Annotated in this window: 18 protein-coding genes; 15 read left to right on the top strand and 3 right to left on the bottom strand. The window is 39.3% G+C overall.

The features are described 5' to 3' along the window. Positions 1-194: 194 nt before the first annotated feature. Complete coding sequence (locus OS139_RS08205; protein ID WP_002299254.1) at positions 195-803, bottom strand: 50S ribosomal protein L25/general stress protein Ctc; 609 nt, start codon at positions 801-803, stop codon at positions 195-197. A gap of 329 nt (positions 804-1132) precedes the next feature. On the opposite strand from OS139_RS08205, the gene OS139_RS08200 reads away from it, so the two are divergent. From OS139_RS08200 to OS139_RS08170, 7 genes are all read left to right on the top strand, one after another. Further along, positions 1133-1849, top strand: coding sequence for a 16S rRNA pseudouridine(516) synthase (locus tag OS139_RS08200; protein WP_002325204.1), 717 nt, complete (start codon positions 1133-1135; stop codon positions 1847-1849). A gap of 12 nt (positions 1850-1861) precedes the next feature. Next, the gene (locus OS139_RS08195) at positions 1862-2557 is read left to right on the top strand and encodes a YjjG family noncanonical pyrimidine nucleotidase (protein ID WP_002317068.1); all 696 of its coding nucleotides are present in this window, start codon (positions 1862-1864) and stop codon (positions 2555-2557) included. Positions 2558-2640: 83 nt separating this feature from the next. Continuing rightward, complete coding sequence (udk, locus tag OS139_RS08190; protein WP_002289751.1) at positions 2641-3270, top strand: uridine kinase; 630 nt, start codon at positions 2641-2643, stop codon at positions 3268-3270. A gap of 501 nt (positions 3271-3771) precedes the next feature. Beyond that, positions 3772-4374: a TVP38/TMEM64 family protein gene (locus OS139_RS08185; RefSeq protein ID WP_002294220.1), complete on the top strand. Its 603-nt coding sequence runs from the start codon at positions 3772-3774 to the stop codon at positions 4372-4374. Positions 4375-4395: 21 nt separating this feature from the next. Continuing rightward, positions 4396-4884, top strand: a complete 489-nt coding sequence (locus OS139_RS08180; protein ID WP_002307382.1) for a GNAT family N-acetyltransferase — start codon at positions 4396-4398, stop codon at positions 4882-4884. A 321-nt stretch (positions 4885-5205) separates the two neighbouring features. Next, positions 5206-6579 (top strand): hypothetical protein, encoded by a 1374-nt coding sequence (locus OS139_RS08175; RefSeq protein ID WP_002331998.1) that lies wholly within the window; start codon positions 5206-5208, stop codon positions 6577-6579. Beyond that, entirely contained in the window at positions 6563-7030 is a 468-nt protein-coding gene (locus OS139_RS08170; RefSeq protein ID WP_002307386.1) for a YaiI/YqxD family protein, read from the top strand. The genes OS139_RS08175 and OS139_RS08170 overlap by 17 nt, the downstream gene beginning before the upstream one ends. 248 nt (positions 7031-7278) lie before the next feature. Here the strand turns inward: OS139_RS08170 and OS139_RS08165 are convergent, their stop codons facing one another. After that, positions 7279-9024 (bottom strand): ABC1 kinase family protein, encoded by a 1746-nt coding sequence (locus OS139_RS08165; protein WP_002331997.1) that lies wholly within the window; start codon positions 9022-9024, stop codon positions 7279-7281. Between the two features lie 195 nt (positions 9025-9219). On the opposite strand from OS139_RS08165, the gene OS139_RS08160 reads away from it, so the two are divergent. The 6 genes from OS139_RS08160 to OS139_RS08135 all read left to right on the top strand — a co-directional run bounded on the left by OS139_RS08160 (position 9220) and on the right by OS139_RS08135 (position 15626). Continuing rightward, complete coding sequence (locus OS139_RS08160) at positions 9220-10296, top strand: D-alanine--D-alanine ligase (RefSeq protein WP_002307390.1); 1077 nt, start codon at positions 9220-9222, stop codon at positions 10294-10296. A gap of 154 nt (positions 10297-10450) precedes the next feature. Then, positions 10451-11803 carry a UDP-N-acetylmuramoyl-tripeptide--D-alanyl-D-alanine ligase gene (locus OS139_RS08155; RefSeq protein WP_002317074.1) on the top strand — a complete coding sequence of 451 codons (1353 nt, stop codon included), beginning with the start codon at positions 10451-10453 and terminating at the stop codon, positions 11801-11803. Between the two features lie 321 nt (positions 11804-12124). Then, on the top strand, positions 12125-13636 hold the full coding sequence (cshA, locus tag OS139_RS08150; protein WP_002294211.1) for a degradosome RNA helicase CshA: 1512 nt from the start codon (positions 12125-12127) through the stop codon (positions 13634-13636). Between the two features lie 129 nt (positions 13637-13765). Beyond that, positions 13766-14116, top strand: a complete 351-nt coding sequence (gene acpS / locus OS139_RS08145; RefSeq protein WP_002331996.1) for a holo-ACP synthase — start codon at positions 13766-13768, stop codon at positions 14114-14116. A 15-nt stretch (positions 14117-14131) separates the two neighbouring features. Then, on the top strand, positions 14132-15253 hold the full coding sequence (gene alr, locus OS139_RS08140) for an alanine racemase (protein WP_002296555.1): 1122 nt from the start codon (positions 14132-14134) through the stop codon (positions 15251-15253). A gap of 10 nt (positions 15254-15263) precedes the next feature. Beyond that, positions 15264-15626 carry a type II toxin-antitoxin system PemK/MazF family toxin gene (locus OS139_RS08135; protein WP_002289874.1) on the top strand — a complete coding sequence of 121 codons (363 nt, stop codon included), beginning with the start codon at positions 15264-15266 and terminating at the stop codon, positions 15624-15626. 175 nt (positions 15627-15801) lie between these two features. Here OS139_RS08135 and rpsN read toward each other — a convergent pair whose 3' ends face one another. Beyond that, positions 15802-16071 (bottom strand): 30S ribosomal protein S14, encoded by a 270-nt coding sequence (gene rpsN, locus OS139_RS08130; protein WP_002293413.1) that lies wholly within the window; start codon positions 16069-16071, stop codon positions 15802-15804. A gap of 189 nt (positions 16072-16260) precedes the next feature. Here rpsN and OS139_RS08125 point away from each other — a divergent pair, with 189 nt between their 5' ends. Together OS139_RS08125 and OS139_RS08120 are read left to right on the top strand one after the other, a co-directional pair. Then, the gene (locus OS139_RS08125) at positions 16261-17208 is read left to right on the top strand and encodes an NADP-dependent oxidoreductase (RefSeq protein WP_002294206.1); all 948 of its coding nucleotides are present in this window, start codon (positions 16261-16263) and stop codon (positions 17206-17208) included. A 305-nt stretch (positions 17209-17513) separates the two neighbouring features. Beyond that, the gene (locus tag OS139_RS08120; protein WP_002331995.1) at positions 17514-20219 is read left to right on the top strand and encodes a YhgE/Pip domain-containing protein; all 2706 of its coding nucleotides are present in this window, start codon (positions 17514-17516) and stop codon (positions 20217-20219) included. Positions 20220-20646: the final 427 nt, after the last annotated feature.

Genomic DNA, 20646 nt, shown 5'->3' with positions numbered 1-20646 from the left:
TTTTTTCAAAGTATAAATTTTTATAAAGGTACGATAAAAGTATGCGAGGAAAAGCTTGGTAAATTAGGATTTTTCGTTTGCAAAGCTATTTGTAAAAGTGGAAGCCTCATATGAAAATAAACGATTAGAAAGAAAAAAAGGCGTGTTAAAAGCTGCTGACCCGCCGCTTCTAACACCACCTGATTGTTTCAGTATTATTCTTCTGTTGAACCGATTACTTCTGGTTCGCCACCTTCACCTGTGCTTTCTTCTTCTTCACTTTGAGCGACTACAGCAGCGATTTGCTCTTCACTGTCGGTCACGAATTTGTAATCGTCGTTTTTTGGAAGATCGGCTACTGTAATAGAATCACCTAATTCCAAGTTTGTCACGTCAACTTCAATTCGTTCAGGCAATTTGTCTGGTGTAGCAGATACGACTACTGTATACAAGTTTTGAGCTAACACTCCACCAGATTTAGCACCCACTGATTCGCCAACAAGAACGACTTCTGTTTCGACTTCTGTTTCTTCCGACATGTTTACAGATAGAAATTCTGCATGTTCGAAATGATTGGTAAAAGTGTTCGTTTGGATCTTGTGAACCAATGTATTGACTTTTTGTCCATCGATGTCCATCGTGATGACTGTGTTCGCTCCATGCTCACGCAACAATTTGCTTAGTGTCAAACCATCGAATGAGATAGGGGTACTTTCTACTTTATACCCATAAACAACAGCTGGAACTTTCCCTTCGTGACGAAGTTTGTTTCTTAATGAACGGGGACGTACTTCTCTTTTACTTACTTCTAATGATACTGACATAACCAAAATTCCTCCTTAAAATGTGACTGTCTGCTTTGGTAACGGACAGATTTTATTTAAGTGAATTCTAAAGGCTAATCTCGTGCACATCATCGAAGGCAGGGCGCTTAAAAAAGCGCAAAAGGAGAGATGCGCGCATCTCCCCTTAGAAAGTCAGGATTCAACTTTTCTCCACCAGGTCATTACGCTGTGTATGAGAAATCCAATTCACTTTACTATTTAACCGTAACGTGAACTGTTAATTAAGTCAAGGAATAACTATGATGATGTATTTGCAAGCAAGAATATTCAAGGTATAATTAATTAGTAGTAATAAGAAAGGAAACAGCATGCGTTTAGATAAATTAATAGAAGAAAAATTAGAAACGACACGCAAGGAAATGAAGCGGCTGTTTGCTTTGAAGCAAGTGATGATAGATGGCACAGTCGAATTTCGACAAAATCGAAATGTAGATAGTTTACTGCATCAAATCGAAGTAGCAGGTGAACACTTAGAAACAAATGAGTCCTATTATCTTCTCAATAAACCTGAAAAAGCTGTTACAGCTGTATCAGATCCAGAAAAGACGACAGTAATCGATCTGATTGCAAGTGCCGATCGTTTCCAACCATTATATCCAGTGGGAAGACTAGATAGAGATACAACAGGACTATTGCTGATCACTTCGAATGGACAATTGGGATATGAAATGCTACTTCCAGAAAAAAAGGTTTCAAAGACTTATCAAGTAGTTGTGAACGAAAGGGTGACATCAGCAGACGTAACAGCATTTGAAAATGGAATCGTATTCGCTGATGGGTATCAATGTAAGCCGGCTGATTTAAAAATACTCAAAGCAGACAAGCACCAAAGTACGGTTTTATTGACGATCCAAGAAGGAAAATTCCATCAAGTCAAAAAGATGTTCTTAGCCCAAGGAAAGAAAGTGACCGCATTGAAACGGCTAAGCATGGGACCATTGGAATTAGATGAACAGCTAGGAGTAGGCGAGTATCGATCGTTGACATTAGCAGAGATGAAAAAGTTAAGTATTTATTTTAAATAGGAGGTCAAAAAGATGAAATATAAAACTTTATTGTTCGATGTAGATGATACATTGTTAGATTTTCAATTAACTGAAGCCAATGCTTTAAGTGCTTTGTTTGCAGAACAAGGAATCACATTGACACCAGAAATCGAAACCAGCTATAAGGCTTTGAATCATCATTTATGGCAGGAGTTTGAAAAAGGCAGACTATCACGAGAAGAAATAATAGGCAGTCGTTTTGGGTTACTTTTCCAGCAATTTGGGAAAACAGTAGATAGTGATCAAATGGAAAAACGCTACCGCCACTACTTGAACCAAGGTCATGATCTTGTTCCAGGAAGTCTAGAAATCCTGAAAAAGGTCCATCCGCATGCTGAACTTTATATTGTGACGAACGGTGTGTCGCACACGCAACATCGGCGATTAACAGATGCAGGAATGCTTGATTACTTCAAGGATATCTTTGTCTCAGAAGCTGTCGGAGCGCAAAAGCCGATGAAAGAATTTTTTGATCATGTCTTTTCCCACATTCCTAATTTTGATAAAAAGCAAACTGTGATCATTGGTGATTCTTTGACTTCTGATATCAAAGGAGGAAATATGGCAGGGATCGATACGATTTGGTTCAATAGAAATAAATTACCAGAAATCGAAGAAATCCAGCCTACTTATCGAATCGATTCATTAGAGGAACTTTATTCATTATTGGAAATTGAAAAGGATTAATTTTCAGAAAAATATAGCATTTTCGTGTTTTTTCGCTATAATAGATTAGAATGAAAAAACGGATACGAAAGAGGTTTTAGTCAATGACAAAAAGCAAGCCAATTATCATTGGTGTGACGGGTGGATCCGGAAGCGGAAAGACAAGTGTCAGCCGTGCGATTTTCAACAACTTCCCGGACCATTCCATCATGATGCTTGAACAAGATTCTTATTACAAGGATCAGAGCCATTTGAGTTTTGAAGAACGATTGAACACAAATTACGATCACCCATTTGCCTTTGATAATGATCTGCTGATTCAGCATGTAGGCGACTTACTGAACTATAAAGCCATTGAAAAACCCGTGTATGACTATGTAGCGCATACAAGAAGTCAGGCAACGATCATTCAGGAACCAAAAGAAGTGATCATTCTAGAAGGAATCCTGATTTTAGAAGACGAACGTCTGCGTGACTTGATGGATATCAAAGTATACGTAGATACAGATGATGACATTCGTATCATTCGTCGTATCAAACGGGATATGGAAGAACGGGGACGCACATTGGACTCCGTGATCGAACAATATTTGACAGTTGTTAAACCGATGTATCATCAATTTATCGAACCAACGAAGCGCTATGCGGATATCATTGTTCCAGAAGGCGGAGAAAACCACGTTGCTATTGATTTGATTACAACAAAAGTAGCTAGTTTCTTAAACCATAAATAGTGCGCAGCGAAACAGTTGAACGGACTGCGACCGTTTGAAAAGCAAGGATTCTGCTTTTTGAACAGTCACCAGCCAACTGTTTTTTTATTTATAACAAGAGGTTGTGAAAACAGCATCTTGACCTGAGTATTAAAAGAAGAAACGGAAAATAGCTGTTTATATTTTACCGTTTTTTGAGCTAATACCGAAGGTCAGCTGATTGAGCACCGTGAAGTAGAGGTTGTAAAAAAGCTGTCTTTGCATTAAGCGATAAGAGCATCCAAATAAAACAGCTCCTCACGTTTTTCGTTGGGTTGGGCTTATTATCGTAGATGCAAGCTTTTGAACACCGTTTAACGAGAGGTTGTAACAGAAGTGGTCAGATCCAATAAATAAGAAGAAACTTACAAAATTATTTCTCGAATTTGTGTGAGATTTCGTCTTATTTTTTTGAAGAAGCTCTTTTGTCGCACCCCCTAAGGAGGCAGTTTTAATAAATGAAAAAAGATGTGGGGAATATAGATGTCTAAAAAAGGATCAGTTTTACAAAAATGTCTTCAGATCATGCCCATTATTGGTCTGTTTTTTTTCTTTGTGTTGATTCTTTATGCTTATCATCATGGGATTTTTCGATCGAGCACATCTTTGCAAGCGTTTATCCAGCAATTTGGCAAGTATGCAGTGATGATATTTGTTCTGCTGCAAGTGATCCAAGTGATCATTCCTATTTTGCCGGGAGGGATCTCCTCAGTAGCGGGCATGCTGATGTTTGGCAATGGATTTGGGCTTTTATATAGTTGTATTGGCCTAGTGATTGGGGAAGCAATCGGATTTTTACTTGTCCGTTACTATGGCGTAGCCTTTGTCCAGCTTATTTTATCGCCAAAAAAGTATCAGAAATTTGATGAATTGCTGACAAGAAAAACGAAAGATATCAAAAAAGTACTAGTCGTTACCTTGCTGCTTCCCTTTGCGCCAGACGACTTGATCTGTCTAGTAGCTGGTTTGACGAAATTATCTTTTAGGGAATTTATGCAGATTGTGATTTTCTTGAAACCATGGTCGGTAGGTGTGTATAGCATGATCATGCTCTTTTTATTCCATCAAGCGCAAGGTCATTTATAATGTAAAAAAGGACGTGGGTGTATGGAAAAAATAAAAGTAACAGAAAATGAACTGGATGAGCTGATGGCAGTCATACAAGAAGTATGGCCGGAAGCTTTTGTACCGATCATTGGTCAAAAACAAGTGGATTACATGCTGAAAACTTATCAGTCAAAAAAACAGATTCAAAAAGAACTGACAGAAGGTGTGTCCTACTTTTTATTAAAAAGCGAAGAAAAGACTGTCGGTTACACTGCTTATGAAGAGATAAAAGGTAAAATCTATTTAAGTAAATTATATTTGCTGAATAAAGCCCGTGGCCAAGGATTGACTTCTTCGGTTTTTCGCTGGTATGAAGAACTTGCTGCGCAAACAAAGGAAAGAGAGATCTTTTTGCGAGTGAACCAGGGAAATCATCAAGCAATCGAGGTTTATAAGCATGAAGGATTTGAGATTACAGAAGAACTTATTTCAGATATCGGTCAAGGATTTCAAATGGTCGATTATAAAATGAAAAAAGCTCTCGCATAAACATAGGAACTGTGTTAAAGTAAATTTATGCGACGGGTCGAGAAGGACTCTGGTTTACAGAGCTCCTAATTGATTTTGGAGGCACAGGATAATTGATTTCTATCTTTATCACCTGCCGGATGCAGGGGTGTCGGGCAAGACTTTTGTGGAGAAGGGCTTGTCTGCTTGAGTAATCAAGTACCGTAAAAATGCAGAAAGAAGCTTATGCTTCTTTCTGCATTTTTTTTACAAGAATATATTCTGTAAAATTGGTTTATTTCCCCTTTAATGCTAAAATCGAAGAGCAGATTAGTTATAAGACTGTTTAAGGGAGCCATTGTCATGTTCGAAAAACTCAAACGATTTGGGCGTAATTTTACACAAACAACGCCCTTTATCTTAAGTAACACGGTTATTTTTATTCCTTATCTTTTATTTTTGGGACTAACAGACTCGCATAATTGGCTGACGATTTTGCCATTTACGCTGTTTTATGCCTTTCGGATGACTGGACTATTTTTAGTCAACAGTCTACGATTTGGTCTAGATAGTTACACGTTGCTGATGATCGCTCTGCTGATTGGTGGTGCTGGTTCATTGCTTGGAATATTAGGCGTATTTTATTTTCCTTTATTTTATTTTTCAAGTGTTTTGCTAGGGCTGAGTGCAGCATGGCTTGTACCTGCTAATACCACGGTCAATTTTCACGAAAAGACGCAAGGTTTTATCAATATGGATGGGAAAAAGTACTTATTTGCAGCTATCTGGCTATTTCTCCTGTATCAAGCGATTGAGTTGCCTGCACCGACTCAGATTGCAGCAAGCTTTACTATTTATACACTTTTTTACGTTATGGCCTACCATACGGTTAGTCATTATCCGCGTTACGAACTTGATTTCAAAGACATCAAAAGAAATCTGGTAGCTACGCGAGAGCTTGTTTTATTTTTGATATTCTTTGGCTTATTGTTTCTTTTGAGAAATGCCCGATTGTTATTCGATGAAAGGCTTTTTGATCTTGCTATTTATGGTTTCTTGCTGCTGTTCATCTTGTTCGTGTTTGTTTTAGGACACCAGAAGAAGGAATGGAAGTTGCCAAGCTGGCTAAATCTGTTTACTTTTCTAAATGGAATGCTAGGGAATTTCCTTTTTTTGTTTAGCAGTTTTTATGTTGGCATACTGTACGGATTAGAAAAACTTTCGATTTTTATGTATTTGCCTTATGCAGCAGGATTGATTGCAGCAAAAATAGTCGGACCATGGATTTTGAAACGTTTATCATGGTCTCCATTGGCTATGCAATTGCTTGGACTGAGTTCTTCTTTATTGGTCCTCTTGATTCCAAATGGTTTTGCGATAGGTGTCTTTCTGCTTAGTTTCTGGCACGTAGTAACAGGCAGCTGGCTAAATAAGGAATATTATCAAACTGATGCAGCTATTCCAATGGATCGCCGGATCGTTGTCAAGTATACTACTCAAAATAAAGGGAGTGTGATCCACCAGTTTTTATTGATGACGCTTTTGTTTATTTTAGCAAAAGAAATGGGAGAGCCAATCCATCTATTATTGATCACGCTGAACCATGAATCAGTGCCGATAGAAAGTGTACAACTGCTTATCTTGGCAAAATGGATCAATGTTGGTCTCTTACTGAGCGGATTAGTAACTGTTTATCATTTATGGAAGAAGGCGAAAAAGAATGAGGCTATTCATTGATGGAGATGGTTCTCCAGTAAAAGAAGATGTCATAAAATTAGGAGAATCCTATGGTCTCGACGTGATTATCGTAACCAGTGTGGACCATTATACGACCAAAGAATACGCTAATCATGTCCAAATCGTCTACGTAGACCGCGGAGCTGATAGTGCGGATTATAAAATCGTCGGTATGGTTAAGAAGAATGACTTTTTGATCACGCAAGATTATGGTTTAGCTTCACTTGTATTGCCGAAGGGTGTGCGAGTGTTCCATCACTCTGGAAAAGAATTTGACGAAGCGAATATCGGCACGCTTCTAGAACAACGTTATCATAGTGGAAAGTTAAGAAAAGCTGGCATAAGGACAAAGGGTCCAAAACCCTTTACGGAGAAAGATCATATGTCTTTTCGTCAAGCGTTAAAAAAGGCAATTGACCAAGGTTTACCAAGTACAGAAGATAGTAGGTAACGAAGGTATTTTATTTATGCTTGAATACATCAAAAAGGGAACAGGGAAACAGGATAAATGTGTTCCATGTTCCTTTTTGATTGTTCTTATTACTGGGTGCAGAACAGCTTTTTCACATTTTTTATTCTCGGTGCTTCAGAAGTAGCTTCTTCGAAAAATAAGCCGAATTTTCACAAAAATTTGAGAAACAATTTATGCAAAATCCCTTCTTATTTCTTGAAGCTGATTCTTTCTGTCACAACCTTTTTCTACTTTTTCCTCTTCTTATACATTTGGATCAATGCATCGATTGCCAAAAAAATAATGACGAATGCGGCAATAGCATACGTAAATATCCCTAATAAGGAAACGACCTCTGCGTTTTCTACAGGTGCTGCTTGGACAAGCAGGGAGGACCCTACGATCAATGCAGCTAAAATCATACCGAAAACAAGCCGATTGATCATACTTTCGATCCTGCTCAATAATTTGTCTTGCTTTTTCAATTCCAAATTGACTTTTCCTTGTCCCGAAGTCCACATTTCTAATAGATGGTGGAGCTGTTGAGGGATCTTAGGCGCAGCCTTCATCCCTTCCAATAAGTCTAATCCGCTTTGTTTCAATGTATCTTCTACATCCAGATGAGTGAGAAAATAATGTTGGGCAAAAGGCGAAGCGACTTCCATGAGGGAAACTTCAGGGTCAAGGACGCGGATCACCCCTTCTAATGTCCCAAATGCTTTCAGCAAAAGCGTGATATCACGATCGAACTGCAGATTATTTTGATGACAAATCGTCACGACGTGTGTGAATACTTCTTGCAAGTTGATTTCATCAATAGGAGAATCATAATACTGTTCAAGAAAACTTGTCAGTTCTTGGTGGAACCGACTTTCATCAAACGAGCCTTCTTGCTGACAAAGTCGAAGGACCGCTTTTTCGATTCGATAAGCATCTTTTGTATACAGCGCTAAAACGGCTTGTGTGAGTTTTTGCCTAAGTCCTGCAGAAAGATGCCCCATCATACCAAAATCGATGTAGTTGACGGTATATGGCGCAACAGGGTCTTCTGTAGAAGTAGAGGCTCGAAAAGTAAAGGAACCGAACTCTTTTTCATGGACTGTTTCAGTTTTTTGGCTAGCTCGTGTCTGTTCTTCTTTTGTTAGTACATGGAATAGCAGATTCCCTGGATGAGGATCAGCATGGAAAAAACCATCATCAAATACCTGTTTCATAAAGTTCTCAACTAAAAGCTTTGCAACTTCTTGTTTCAGCTGCTTGTTTTGAATTCCAGTGATAAAAGTTTCAGTTTTGTTTTCGGCGTTCATTAAATGATTCAAGTTTTTACCAGACATTTCTTCCATCACGATCACTTTTTTCGAACAAAAAGCGTCATAAATCTTGGGGCTGCGGATCTCTTTCCAGCCATTGTTCTTTTGATAGAATTGTTCGCCATTTTGACTTTCTTTTAAGAAGTCCATTTCATTGATCAAGGAACGTTTTACTTCTTGGAGTACCCCTTTTAGATCAACTACGCTAGTTTCAGGAATGTATTTGATCAAAGGGATTGCTCGTTCAAATAGTTGAAGATCAAGTCGAATCTCTTCGGCGATGTTAGGGTGTTGGATCTTAACGACGACCGAGTCACCGTTCTTCAGCTTGGCACGATGAGCCTGCCCCATAGAAGCAGAGGCAAAAGGCGATTTGGAAAAATCATCGAATATATCTGATAATGAAAGAGAAAGTTCTGTTTCGATCGTCTTTTTGACCGTTGAAAATGTGTCGCTAGGTACACTATCTTGTAATGTTTTGAATGTTTGAGTGAAGGCAGAAGAAAGCAAATCTTCTCGAACAGAAAGCATCTGTCCTATCTTGATGAAGGTGGGGCCTAGTTCTTCAAAGGCTTTTTTTACCTGTTCGGGATTTTTTTGCTGTACAAAGTTTGGCACTACATTGTAATTGATGAACACTCGAATGATTTCTGCCAAGCGGCTACGTGGATTTGTTTGCGCCATCATCATCCCTCCTTTTCTTTATCATAACTTTTTATAAAAAACGGGACAAATAATCTAGCTGACAAAAAATAAATGACGTTTGTTCTTTTAGGAACCAACTCGTTTTTTTATAAATAAGTTATTCGTTTATTTTTGTTTTGTGCTAAAATATGAGAGTAAATCACTGAACGATTTAGAATACAGGAGGACAATCTTTTGAAGATTACTTTACTATATGGCGGACGCAGCGCAGAGCATGAAGTGTCCATTCTTTCCGCATTTTCAGTTTTAAATGCCATTTATTATAATTATTACCAAGTTCAACTCATATTTATTACAAAAGAAGGACAATGGGTCAAAGGTCCATTACTAACAGAAAAACCTGCCAGCAAAGATGTCTTGCATCTTTCATGGGACCCAAGTGGACAGACAGAGGAAGGCTTTACAGGAAAAGTGATCAATCCGGGCGAAATCAAAGAAGAAGGAGCCATCGTTTTTCCAGTTTTACATGGGCCAAACGGGGAGGATGGAACGATCCAAGGCTTCTTAGAGACATTGAATATGCCTTATGTCGGCGCAGGCGTATTGACCAGTGCATGTGCCATGGATAAAATCATGACCAAGTATATTTTACAAGCTGCTGGTGTGCCGCAAGTTCCTTATGTACCAGTACTTAAGAATCAATGGAAAGAAAATCCTAAAAAAGTATTTGATCAATGTGAAGGTTCTTTGCTTTATCCGATGTTTGTCAAACCGGCGAATATGGGTTCTAGTGTCGGCATTACAAAAGCAGAAAACCGAGAAGAGCTGCAAAATGCTTTAGCAACAGCCTATCAGTATGATTCTCGAGCAATCGTTGAACAAGGAATTGAAGCGCGCGAAATCGAAGTTGCTGTATTAGGAAATGAAGACGTTCGGACGACTTTGCCTGGTGAAGTCGTAAAAGACGTAGCATTCTATGATTATGAAGCAAAATATATCAATAATAAAATCGAAATGCAGATTCCAGCCGAAGTGCCAGAAGAAGTTTATCAAAAAGCACAAGAGTACGCGAAGTTAGCTTACACGATGTTAGGCGGAAGCGGATTGAGCCGGTGTGATTTCTTTTTGACAAATAAAAATGAATTATTCCTGAATGAATTAAACTCTATGCCAGGATTTACGGAGTTCAGTATGTACCCACTTTTATGGGAAAACATGGGCTTGAAATACGGCGATCTGATTGAAGAACTGATCCAGTTAGGAATGAATCGATACCATCAGCGTCAATCTTTTTTTGAAAAAAATGAATAAAGAAAAAATAAAGGAAGAAGCTGGAGTGAACGCGTAGCCGCGTTCATTCTAGCTTCTAAATACGAATAGAGAAATTTACTTGGAAGTGAGAGTCATACGGACCCGCCGTTTAGACCAAACGCTTTTTTCACAACCTTTTTTAGGAGAGATCTCAATGAATCTAACAATACAAGAAATTGCACAAGCCGTGGGCAGCGAATGCTCTGCACTAACAAAGATTACCAATGTCGAATTTGACAGCCGGAAGATAACCGAAGGAAGTTTATTCGTTCCTCTTGCTGGTACGCGAGATGGACATGAATTTATCCAGCAAGCGATCACAAACGGAGCATCTGCTTCATTTTGGAGCTTGCCTGTTGAACAAGCTCCAAAAGATTTTCCAGTTATTCCTGTAGCAGATCCTTTGAAAGCCATGCAGCAATTGGCAACCTATTACTTGGAAAAAGTAGGCGCAGAAGTCGTTGCAATTACAGGAAGCAATGGTAAAACCACCACGAAAGATCTAACCGCGTCTGTCTTGTCTGAAAAATACAAAACATATAAGACGCAAGGAAATTACAACAATAATATTGGTCTTCCTTACACGATTTTGCACATGCCCCAAGATACAGAAAAGATCGTTTTGGAAATGGGCATGGATCACGCCAATGAAATCACGGAACTTTCACTTATGGCTCAACCAAAAGCTGCAGCAATCACAATGATCGGTGAAGCACACATAGAAAATCTTGGGTCGCGAGAAGGAATCGCTAAAGCCAAAATGGAAATCACTGACGGACTTGTACCAGACGGATTACTCGTTGTGCCCGCAGATGAACCGTTGCTGACACCTTTAACGGCAACATTAGTACAAACAGTCACAACATTCGGTATTGGAAATGGCGATGTTCATGCGGAAGTGACAGCAAAAGGAAAAGCACAAACCGATTTTGTAGTAGAAGGAGAAACATTTACGATCCCGCTGCCTGGAAGTTATAATGTAACGAATGCTTTGATTGCGTATACGATCGGGCGCTTCTTTGGACTGTCCATACCTGAGATACGCCAAGGGCTCGCCCATGTTTCTATCACTCAAAACAGAACCGAATGGCTAACGGCAGGAAATGGTGCAGCTATTTTGAGCGATGTCTATAATGCAAATCCAACAGCCATGGGACTGGTATTAGATACTTTTAAAAATCTACCAACAAAAGGACGCAGAATCGCTGTGTTAGCAGATATGCTGGAATTAGGGAAAGAGTCTTTAAATATGCATGCGCAAATGAGTGAACATATCGATCCTGAGAAATTCGCCATGATTTTCCTTTATGGGGAACAAATGCATGCACTAAAAGAAGAATTGAACCAAAAATACCCCCAACTACCTGTGTTCTATTTTGAAAAAGAAAAGAATAAATTGATTGATGCTGTAAAACAAAATCTTGAAGCAACAGATAGTATTATGCTAAAAGGCAGCAACAGCATGGGCTTATTTGAAGTGGTAGAACAGCTTCAGCAAATGAAATAAAAATCTGTAAACTTGCAGAAAACGAAAAACTATGTTAGAATAACCTATTGCCGAAAGATGAAGAGAAATTGGACTGGTTTTGCCATAGAAACAACTTGTTGAAGCCAGATGTCATAATAATGATAAAGCTGAACGCGACCCGTTTGGCTTTTCTAATGCCTAAACTTCGCAAAGTGATTTTTCGGTGGTGCCACAGGGGCTAAGAATGGATAAAAACGTGCGTGGCCACTGTCAAAAAGAAACAATACACTTTGACCGAACAAATCGACGGGGTAGCAAAAAAGCTACATCCTCAGTTAACAACCATATAGGAGGATTCATTTGAAATTTAAAGAACTAGAATTATCACCAGAATTGTTGAAATCAGTCGAACGCGCTGGTTTTGAAGAAGCAACACCTATCCAATCAGAAACGATTCCACTAGCATTAGCTGGAAAAGACGTTATTGGACAAGCACAGACAGGTACAGGGAAAACAGCTGCATTTGGATTACCAATGTTAGAAAAAATCGATCCAGATCGTCACGAATTACAAGGTTTAGTTATCGCACCAACACGTGAATTAGCTATCCAAACACAAGAAGAATTATATCGTTTAGGGCGCGACAAAAAAGTACGTGTACAAGCCGTTTACGGCGGAGCAGATATTGGCCGTCAGATCCGTGGCTTGAAAGATCGTCCACATATCGTTGTGGGTACACCAGGACGTATGCTTGACCACATCAACCGCCACACATTGAAACTTGGAACCGTTCAAACATTAGTTTTGGATGAAGCAGATGAAATGTTGAATATGGGCTTCTTGGAAGATATCGAAAAAATCATTTCACAAGTTCCTGATCAAAGACAAACATTACTTTTCTCAGCAACGATGCCGCCAGCTATCAAGAATATTGGCGTTAAATTCATGAAAAATCCACATCATGTGAAGATCAAAGCGAAAGAAATGACAGCTGACTTGATCGATCAATACTATGTCCGCGCAAAAGAATACGAAAAATTCGATATCATGACTCGCTTGTTTGATGTTCAAACACCTGAACTAACAATCGTCTTCGGACGTACAAAACGCCGTGTAGACGAATTGGCACGCGGATTAGAAGCACGCGGTTACCGTGCAGAAGGAATCCATGGCGATTTGTCTCAACAAAAACGAATGAGCGTATTGCGTTCATTTAAGAGCGGTCATTTAGATATCCTTGTAGCGACAGACGTTGCTGCACGTGGATTAGATATTTCAGGTGTCACTCATGTGTACAACTATGATATCCCTCAAGATCCAGAAAGCTACGTTCACCGTATCGGACGTACAGGCCGTGCCGGAAAAGGCGGTATGTCTGTGACTTTCGTTACACCAAATGAAATGGACTACTTGCATGTGATTGAAAACTTGACGAAAAAACGGATGACGACTTTACGTCCACCAACCGAAAAAGAAGCATTCAAAGGTCAATTAGGTGCTGCAGTTGAACAAATCGAAACAAAACTTGCAGAAAATGGTCTAGATAAATACCTGCAAACAGCAGATAAATTATTAGAAGAATATTCTGCACAAGATTTAGTTGCACTTTTGCTAAAAACGACAGCAAAAGATCCAGCTGATGCAGTGCCAGTGAAGATCACACCAGAACGCCCATTGCCAATGCAGAAAAAAGGATACAATAAAAATGGCAAACGTGGTGGCGGAAACAACCGTAATCGTCGTGACGGCGGTAATTATCGTGGAAACAAATCAAAAGGCGGTTATAGCAAAAATAATAACAGCCAAAAAGATGGCGGTAAACGTCACAATGATAAAAAACGCGGATTTGTAATCCGTTCAAATAACGATTAAACATAAAATGAAAGTTTCTCTTTTTTAAGAGAAACTTTCATTTTTGTTATTTGTGGACTTATTTGTGTCAAAATGGTTATAATTTGGTAGAATGAGAGTGTTCTAAATTTATTGAAAAGAGAAAAGCATATGATAAAAGGAATTGGGATCGATGCAGTCGAACTTCCTAGGATCACTCGGCTGATCGAAGAAAAACCAAAATTCATTGCACGAATCTTGACCTCTGGTGAAATGAAACTATTCCAGTCCTTGCCTTTTCATCGCCAAGTAGAATTTTTAGGCGGGCGTTACGCTTGCAAAGAGGCTTTCTCTAAAGCTTGGGGAACTGGGATCGGAAAAGTTACCTTTCAAGATGTCGAGATTTTAAAAAATGAAAATGGTCAGCCTGTTGTGACGCGTTCACCTCATGAAGGCAATGTATGGGTCAGTATTACTCATACAAATGAAACAGCTTTTGCACAAATTATTTTGGAAGACTAGAAAGAAGGAAAAACGATGGTTGTCGCTTGGCACCGCCCAACGAAAGCAGTGATACATAAAAAAGCTATAACTGAAAATGTAGCAAATGAAGTTGCAAGACTTCCGCAAGGAAAAGAATTGTTTGCAGTAGTAAAAGCGAACGGATACGGTCATGGAGCTATTGAAACAGCTGAGGCAGCAGTTGCAGGTGGAGCTTCGGGCTTTTGTGTTTCAAATTTAGATGAAGGAGTCGAGTTGAGAGAAGCTGGATTTACTCAGCCCATCCTTATCTTGAATATGGTTCCTTACGACGCACTGACTGTAGCTGTTGCTCATGATTTATCAGTAACTGCAGGTACACGGGAATGGTTGCAAGCAGCAGCTGCTGTTTTAGAGAAAAGTAAGCTAGAGACGCCTCTTTCGATTCATCTAAAAGCAGACACTGGGATGGGTCGTATCGGATTTTGTACACCTGAAGAAGTAAAAGAGGCAGCTGCATTCATCAAAGAAAGTCGTGTATTAGAATGGGAAGGTTTATTTACCCATTTTTCTACAGCAGATCAGGCAGATGATACATATTGGAATCTGCAAAAAGAACGCTTTATAGAAGTGCTGAAAAAACTTCCCGAACTTCCTCGATATGTACATGTCAGCAATAGTGCAACGGCTTTATGGCATGATGAAACAATCGGCAATATGATTCGTTATGGAGTAGCAATGTACGGACTTAATCCCTCTGGGCACGCACTACCGGAAGTTTATCCATTGCAGCCAGCACTTGAGCTGGTTTCTGAATTGATTCAAGTCAAAAAACTCCCAGCAGGTGAAGGAATCGGCTATGGAGAAACATATATCACTCCTGAAGCAGAGTGGATCGGAACGATACCGATCGGTTATGCAGATGGCTGGCCACGAAAGATGCAGGGTTTTTCTCTATTGGTAGAAGGGAACTACTGTGAAACGATTGGGCGTGTATGTATGGATCAACTGATGATCCGATTGCCTCAAGAATTTCCTGTCGGAACAAAAGTGACGCTTATCGGCAAAAATGCAGACAAAGAAATCACTATGCAGGATATAGCAGATCAATTAGGTACGATCCACTATGAAGTGGCTTGCGGATTAGGACAGCGGATACCAAGAGAATATCAAGAATAAGGAGGATCCTATGGTAAAAAGAGGAGATATTTATTTTGCTGATCTTTCTCCAGTCGTGGGATCGGAGCAAGGCGGAACACGCCCAGTTTTGGTTATTCAAAATAATCTAGGTAACCATTTTAGCCCGACGATCATTGTTGCGGCCATAACGGCAAAAATGGCTAAACCTAAGCTTCCGACTCACATTGGGATCAAAGCTACTGGAACAGGAATAGAAAGAGACTCCGTTATCCTGTTGGAGCAGATCAGAACGATCGATAAATCAAGATTGAAAGAAAAGGTCTGCCATTTGGATCGACCCATTATGGCAGAAGTTGACCGAGCATTGAAAATTAGTGTGGGTATCGAAGCACTGACTCCTGTTACTAAATAAATATAGCGAAGTAACCATGCAGCCTTTACATATAAAAAAGGACCAGCTGTGCGTAAAAAAAGATACGTCTGCTTCTAGTACCAGCATTTCTGCTAGAAGAAGTGAACGTATCTTTTTTGATGATCCAAGGAGTGGTCCATGCGCCCTCCTCCTTTACATTACAGCCAGACTTGGATTACCAGCTGGCTTTTTTTACTCCTGGAATCAAACCTTTATGTGCTAATTCACGGAATTTTATACGGGACATCCCGAATTTACGCATGTATCCGCGAGGGCGTCCATCGATTAAATCACGATTTTTCAATCGTTCTGGACGAGCATCTAAAGGAAGTTTGCGCAAGCCTTCGTAATCTTTTTGCGCTTTTAATTCCTGGCGTAAAGCAGCATAGCGTTCAATCGTTTCTTGCTGTTTTTTTGCTTTGGCAATCTTTGATTTTTTAGCCATCAACAAATTCCTCCAATTATTTTTTATTAGCGTAAATCGTAATCTTTACGCTTTTAGATAAATAATTTAACACGTTTCGCGAAAAAAGACAATTATTTTGTTTTGAATCATGCGCCAAAACGAAAAGACATTTTTTTTGTCAAAATAAAGGCATAAACGTAAACTTAAAGAAAAAGGGAGATGGTGACCATGCGAAGATTTGCAATTAACGGTTACGGAGAAGCACAAGATGTTTTTGAAGAAATCGATGCTCATCCCAGAGAAGTCGGTTCTGGACATGTTCGTGTAGAAATAAAAGCATTCAGTGTGAATCCTTATGATGTTGCCTTGCGTTTAGGAGAAATGAAAGAGATACGAACATTGAAATTCCCTTATGTACCAGGTAATGATGGTGCTGGTATTGTGACAGAGATTGGTTCAGATGTCACAACTGTTCATGTAGGTGATCGAGTAGCTGTCCATGCAGTCGGCGGGACTTACGGAGAAGAAGTCGTGTTGCCATCAGCAAAAGTAGCAAAAATTCCAGATAAAATGAGTTGGGAAGAAGCAGCCGGAATGGTCACGCCAGGAATTACGGCTTATAATCTAATCAACCATTTGACGGAAATCCAGCCGACAGATACTGTAATGATACTAGGAGCATCAGGTGCGGTCGGGTCAAGTCTGATCCAGCTTCTCCATGAAAAGGGAATCCGAATCTTAACCAGTGCATCCAGTAAAAATGAGGAAAAGGTAAAAAAATTAGGAGCTTCAGCATTTGCTGCTTATGATAAAACAAATCCAGGTCTGCAATTTGCTGATCAGGCAGACCTTGTAATCGATGCGACGAAAGGAAGTATCAAAGGAGAAACCGGCATCCAGATCATGAAACCAGGCGGCAGGTATGTTGCATTAAATGACCTCCCAGATCTAGATTTGCGGCAAAAAAAGGAAGGCTTTTATGAATCGTTTGTTCCAAGAAAGGAATATCTAGATGCAGAAGCCTTTGCTGGCATAATCAAAGCCTACCAAAAAGGAGCCTTTCATGTTTTTATTTCAATGAATCTGTCTGCTTCACTTAAGCATGTCATCCAAGCACATCAGCTAGTTGAAGGACATCCTCCTGCTGGGAAAATCATCCTGTCATTCGAAAAATAAGAAATACAGGAATAAAAAACGAAAAAAGCTGAAACATTTTTGTGGGGGCAAAGACAAAAAATGTTTTAGCTTTTTTGCGTATACGTATAATAGATAAAAACTTTGGCATAAAATTATCTTTCCCTTTTATTTCATGATAAAGTAAAGGCTGTAATCCTTAATTATTTCTCAATATGTAAGAGATTACAATGAGACAATTGCCGTGATATGTCCAAAAATTCGACTTTTTTGAAAAAAGCCGATTGAAAAAAGTATGAAATACATGGTAAAGTAATTCAGCTGAAAAAAGAAGAAGGGGGAGAACTATGCAGTCAATCAAAAATACGCTTCGATTATATTTGCTTGACTGGAAACGGATTTTCAAAAACCCGATTGCAACACTTCTGATCATCGCGATCATGATCATCCCTTCGCTATATGCGTGGTTTAACATCAAAGCATTATGGGATCCATATGGAAATACTGGAGAGCTGCCAATTGCTGTTTACAGTGCAGACAAGCCAGCAGAGTTTCAAGGTAAAGAAGTGGCCATTGGGGAGCAAGTCATCGAATCGCTTCATAAAAATAAACAATTAGGATGGCAATTCGTTGATTCAAAAGAACAATTAGAAGACGGAGTCCGTTCCGGAAAGTATTACGCAGGTATTTACTTGCCAAAGGATTTCTCAGAAGATCTGCTGAGTTTTACTAGTGGTGATATCAAGAAACCAAAAATCGAATATACGGTAAATGAAAAAATCAATGCGATTGCACCGAAAATCACCGATAAAGGAGCAAGTTCGATCCAATCGCAAATCACAAATGAATTTATCAAAACAGCCAGTTCGACTTTATTGAAAGTATTCAATGAGATAGGTTACGACATCGATACGAACCTAGTAAGTATCAATAAAGTCAAAGATATGATTTTATCAACAGATGAAAATTTGGACACGATCGACGGCTACACAAAACAAGTCCTCGAATTACAAAGTCAACTACCTGAAATCAAGGAAAAACTGAATAAAGCAAATGAATTCGTGGATTACATCCCTAAAGTAGATGAGATGGGTGAAAAAGTCGTTGCATTGAATGACAAAATGCCTGAATTGAAAGACCAAGCAAAAATCATCCTTGATTTGCAAGAAAAAATCCCAGAGATCCAAAATGCCGGTAAACAACTAGCAGAGATCGACGGTGATTTTGCTTCGATCCAAGAGACAATGAACCAAGGAATCGATGAAGCAAAACAAGGCTTGACGATCATCCAACAAGTACAGGATATCTTGCCAGATGTGAAAAATTTAGAAAACCAGGCAAGTGATCTAGCAAACCAAACAAAATCAGGTGCCTCTCAGCTGAAAGAGGCGATACCAAGCATCACAAACAGCGTAGATGTCACATTGAAGTCAATTGGACAAGTGGCAACAACGACAGGTTCGTTAATAGATACTGTAAGAACAGCTATTGAAGATGGTAAGCTGACTGATGATGAAAAGAAAAACATCAGCAATGTATTGAACGGCTTTATTGACGGAATATCTCAACAACAAAATGCAATCGATAAACTGGTCGAGTTCCTGACTAAATTGCAAACAAGTGCTGGAAATACGAAATTGCAGCCAATTATTGATCAGCTAAATCAATTAAAACCCTTGCTAAGCAATCTGCAAAACCGCCTATCTGCTTTGAACACAGCTGTTCAAAATGAAGACACGAAGGCTATTGATGAATTGCTAGATCAAATTGATGCCGTTGTTAATAATATCAATGGCATCATTGCTGGTATCAATACAGGTCAAATCAGTTCCACTGTCACTTCTCTACTAGACCAAGTCATCGATACGATTGGGACTGCACAAGGCGCACTGAGCAAAGCGGACCAGATCGACTTTGATTCGCTTCTCAGCTCAACGAAAGCAACTGTAACGAATGCAGTGGCAATTTTAGAAAAATATCAAAAAGAAATGCCTGCAATTGGACAAGAAATCCATGATGCCAATACAATGCTGAATGGAAATATGGATACCATCGTCAATGGCATCAATGAAGGGGCAGACCTATACAACAATGAATTACCGATCCTTCAGCAAAAATTAGGATTGGCCGCTGATTTTATCCAAAATGATTGGCCAGCACTAAAAAATGAAATCACCGGTACATTGACAACAGTAAATGAAAAAATGCCAGAAGTCGAAACAGCTGTGAACGCTGCTGCGGACTTGATCAACAATGACTGGCCAAATATCAAAGCTGGTATCCAAAAAGCAGCAGACGCGATCCGAAAAGGCGAACAAGAAGTCGATCTAGGCGAAGTCATCAAATTATTGAAACTAGATGCAACAAAAGAAAGTGACTTCTTTACACAACCTGTTGAGCTACAAACCAATGCGCTTTATCCAATCGCAAATAACGGTTCAGCTAGCACCCCGTTTTATACTGCACTATGTCTGTGGGTCGGCGCTGTTCTTCTTTCAAGTGTTGCTACGACAGAATACTATTTAGGAAAGAAAGACCGAAACAACTTTACGAAACGAGAACAATTCGTTGCTCGTATGCTGACATTTTTGACAATGGCGATTGCGCAAAGCTTGATCGTTACATTAGGGAATATTTTCTTACTAGGAGTAGATGTCCAAAATCCGGTCTACAGCGTGTCATTTGCTGTCTTGATCGCCTTAGCGTTCATGATGATCGTCTATGTCTTGGCTGCATTATTCGATAATGTCGGTAAAGGGATCGCTATTATCATCTTAGTACTGTCGATCTCTGGCGGAGGCGGGAACTATCCGATCCAAGTCTCAGGGAAATTCTTCCAAATGATCAATCCGTTCTTGCCATTTACTCATGCGGTAAACTTGTTACGGGAATCTGCAGGAGGAATTTATTGGCCAAATGCTACGAAAGCAATCTGGATCATGATCGGTTTGTTTGTTGTCTTTGGAATCGTAGGAACGGCAATCTATCCGTTCATCGAAGAAAAAATGACGAAATTCAAAGAAGCGGCGCATGAGAGCCATATTTTTCATTAAAAAAAGAGGTTGTGAAATCAGCGTTTTGACCTGAGTATTAGAGAAAAAAATGGAAAAATAGTTCCTCATATTTTGCCGTTTTTTGAGCTAATGCCGAGGGTCAGCTGATTGAACACCGTGTACCAAGAGGTTGTAAAAAATCTGCTCTGCATCAAGTAATAAGAACGACCAAATAAAAATAGCTTCTTATGTTTTTAATTTGGTTGGGCTTATTACCGCAGATGCAAGCTTTTAAACACCGTTTATCAAGAGGTTGTGACAACTGCGCTATGCTTCGAGTAGTAAGAACGATGGGTAGAAAGCAACCTTACATCTCTCTTTCAAAAGTTAAGATATCAAAAAGGATAGAACTTGATTTTCTAAGTCAAGTTCTATCCTTTTATTATAGAATTCAAAGAAAAAGCCCATAAAAAAATGTTAGATTTTT

Origin of the sequence: Enterococcus sp. E4-223 (assembly GCF_035727065.1) — a bacterium.
Classification (GTDB): domain Bacteria; phylum Bacillota; class Bacilli; order Lactobacillales; family Enterococcaceae; genus Enterococcus_B; species Enterococcus_B faecium.
The sequence above is the reverse complement of the archived record's forward strand: the minus strand, read 5'-3'. Positions and strand labels throughout refer to the sequence as shown.

Coding starts and splice junctions, on each gene's coding strand:
- OS139_RS08135 (WP_002289874.1), top strand. CDS start 15,264: ATGGTAAAAAGAGGAGATATTTATTTTGCTGATCTTTCTCCAGTCGTG.
- OS139_RS08180 (WP_002307382.1), top strand. CDS start 4,396: ATGGAAAAAATAAAAGTAACAGAAAATGAACTGGATGAGCTGATGGCA.
- OS139_RS08155 (WP_002317074.1), top strand. CDS start 10,451: ATGAATCTAACAATACAAGAAATTGCACAAGCCGTGGGCAGCGAATGC.
- alr (WP_002296555.1), top strand. CDS start 14,132: ATGGTTGTCGCTTGGCACCGCCCAACGAAAGCAGTGATACATAAAAAA.
- rpsN (WP_002293413.1), bottom strand. CDS start 16,071: ATGGCTAAAAAATCAAAGATTGCCAAAGCAAAAAAACAGCAAGAAACG.
- OS139_RS08185 (WP_002294220.1), top strand. CDS start 3,772: ATGTCTAAAAAAGGATCAGTTTTACAAAAATGTCTTCAGATCATGCCC.
- OS139_RS08195 (WP_002317068.1), top strand. CDS start 1,862: ATGAAATATAAAACTTTATTGTTCGATGTAGATGATACATTGTTAGAT.
- OS139_RS08200 (WP_002325204.1), top strand. CDS start 1,133: ATGCGTTTAGATAAATTAATAGAAGAAAAATTAGAAACGACACGCAAG.
- OS139_RS08170 (WP_002307386.1), top strand. CDS start 6,563: ATGAGGCTATTCATTGATGGAGATGGTTCTCCAGTAAAAGAAGATGTC.
- OS139_RS08205 (WP_002299254.1), bottom strand. CDS start 803: ATGTCAGTATCATTAGAAGTAAGTAAAAGAGAAGTACGTCCCCGTTCA.
- acpS (WP_002331996.1), top strand. CDS start 13,766: ATGATAAAAGGAATTGGGATCGATGCAGTCGAACTTCCTAGGATCACT.
- udk (WP_002289751.1), top strand. CDS start 2,641: ATGACAAAAAGCAAGCCAATTATCATTGGTGTGACGGGTGGATCCGGA.
- OS139_RS08125 (WP_002294206.1), top strand. CDS start 16,261: ATGCGAAGATTTGCAATTAACGGTTACGGAGAAGCACAAGATGTTTTT.
- OS139_RS08120 (WP_002331995.1), top strand. CDS start 17,514: ATGCAGTCAATCAAAAATACGCTTCGATTATATTTGCTTGACTGGAAA.
- OS139_RS08165 (WP_002331997.1), bottom strand. CDS start 9,024: ATGGCGCAAACAAATCCACGTAGCCGCTTGGCAGAAATCATTCGAGTG.
- OS139_RS08175 (WP_002331998.1), top strand. CDS start 5,206: ATGTTCGAAAAACTCAAACGATTTGGGCGTAATTTTACACAAACAACG.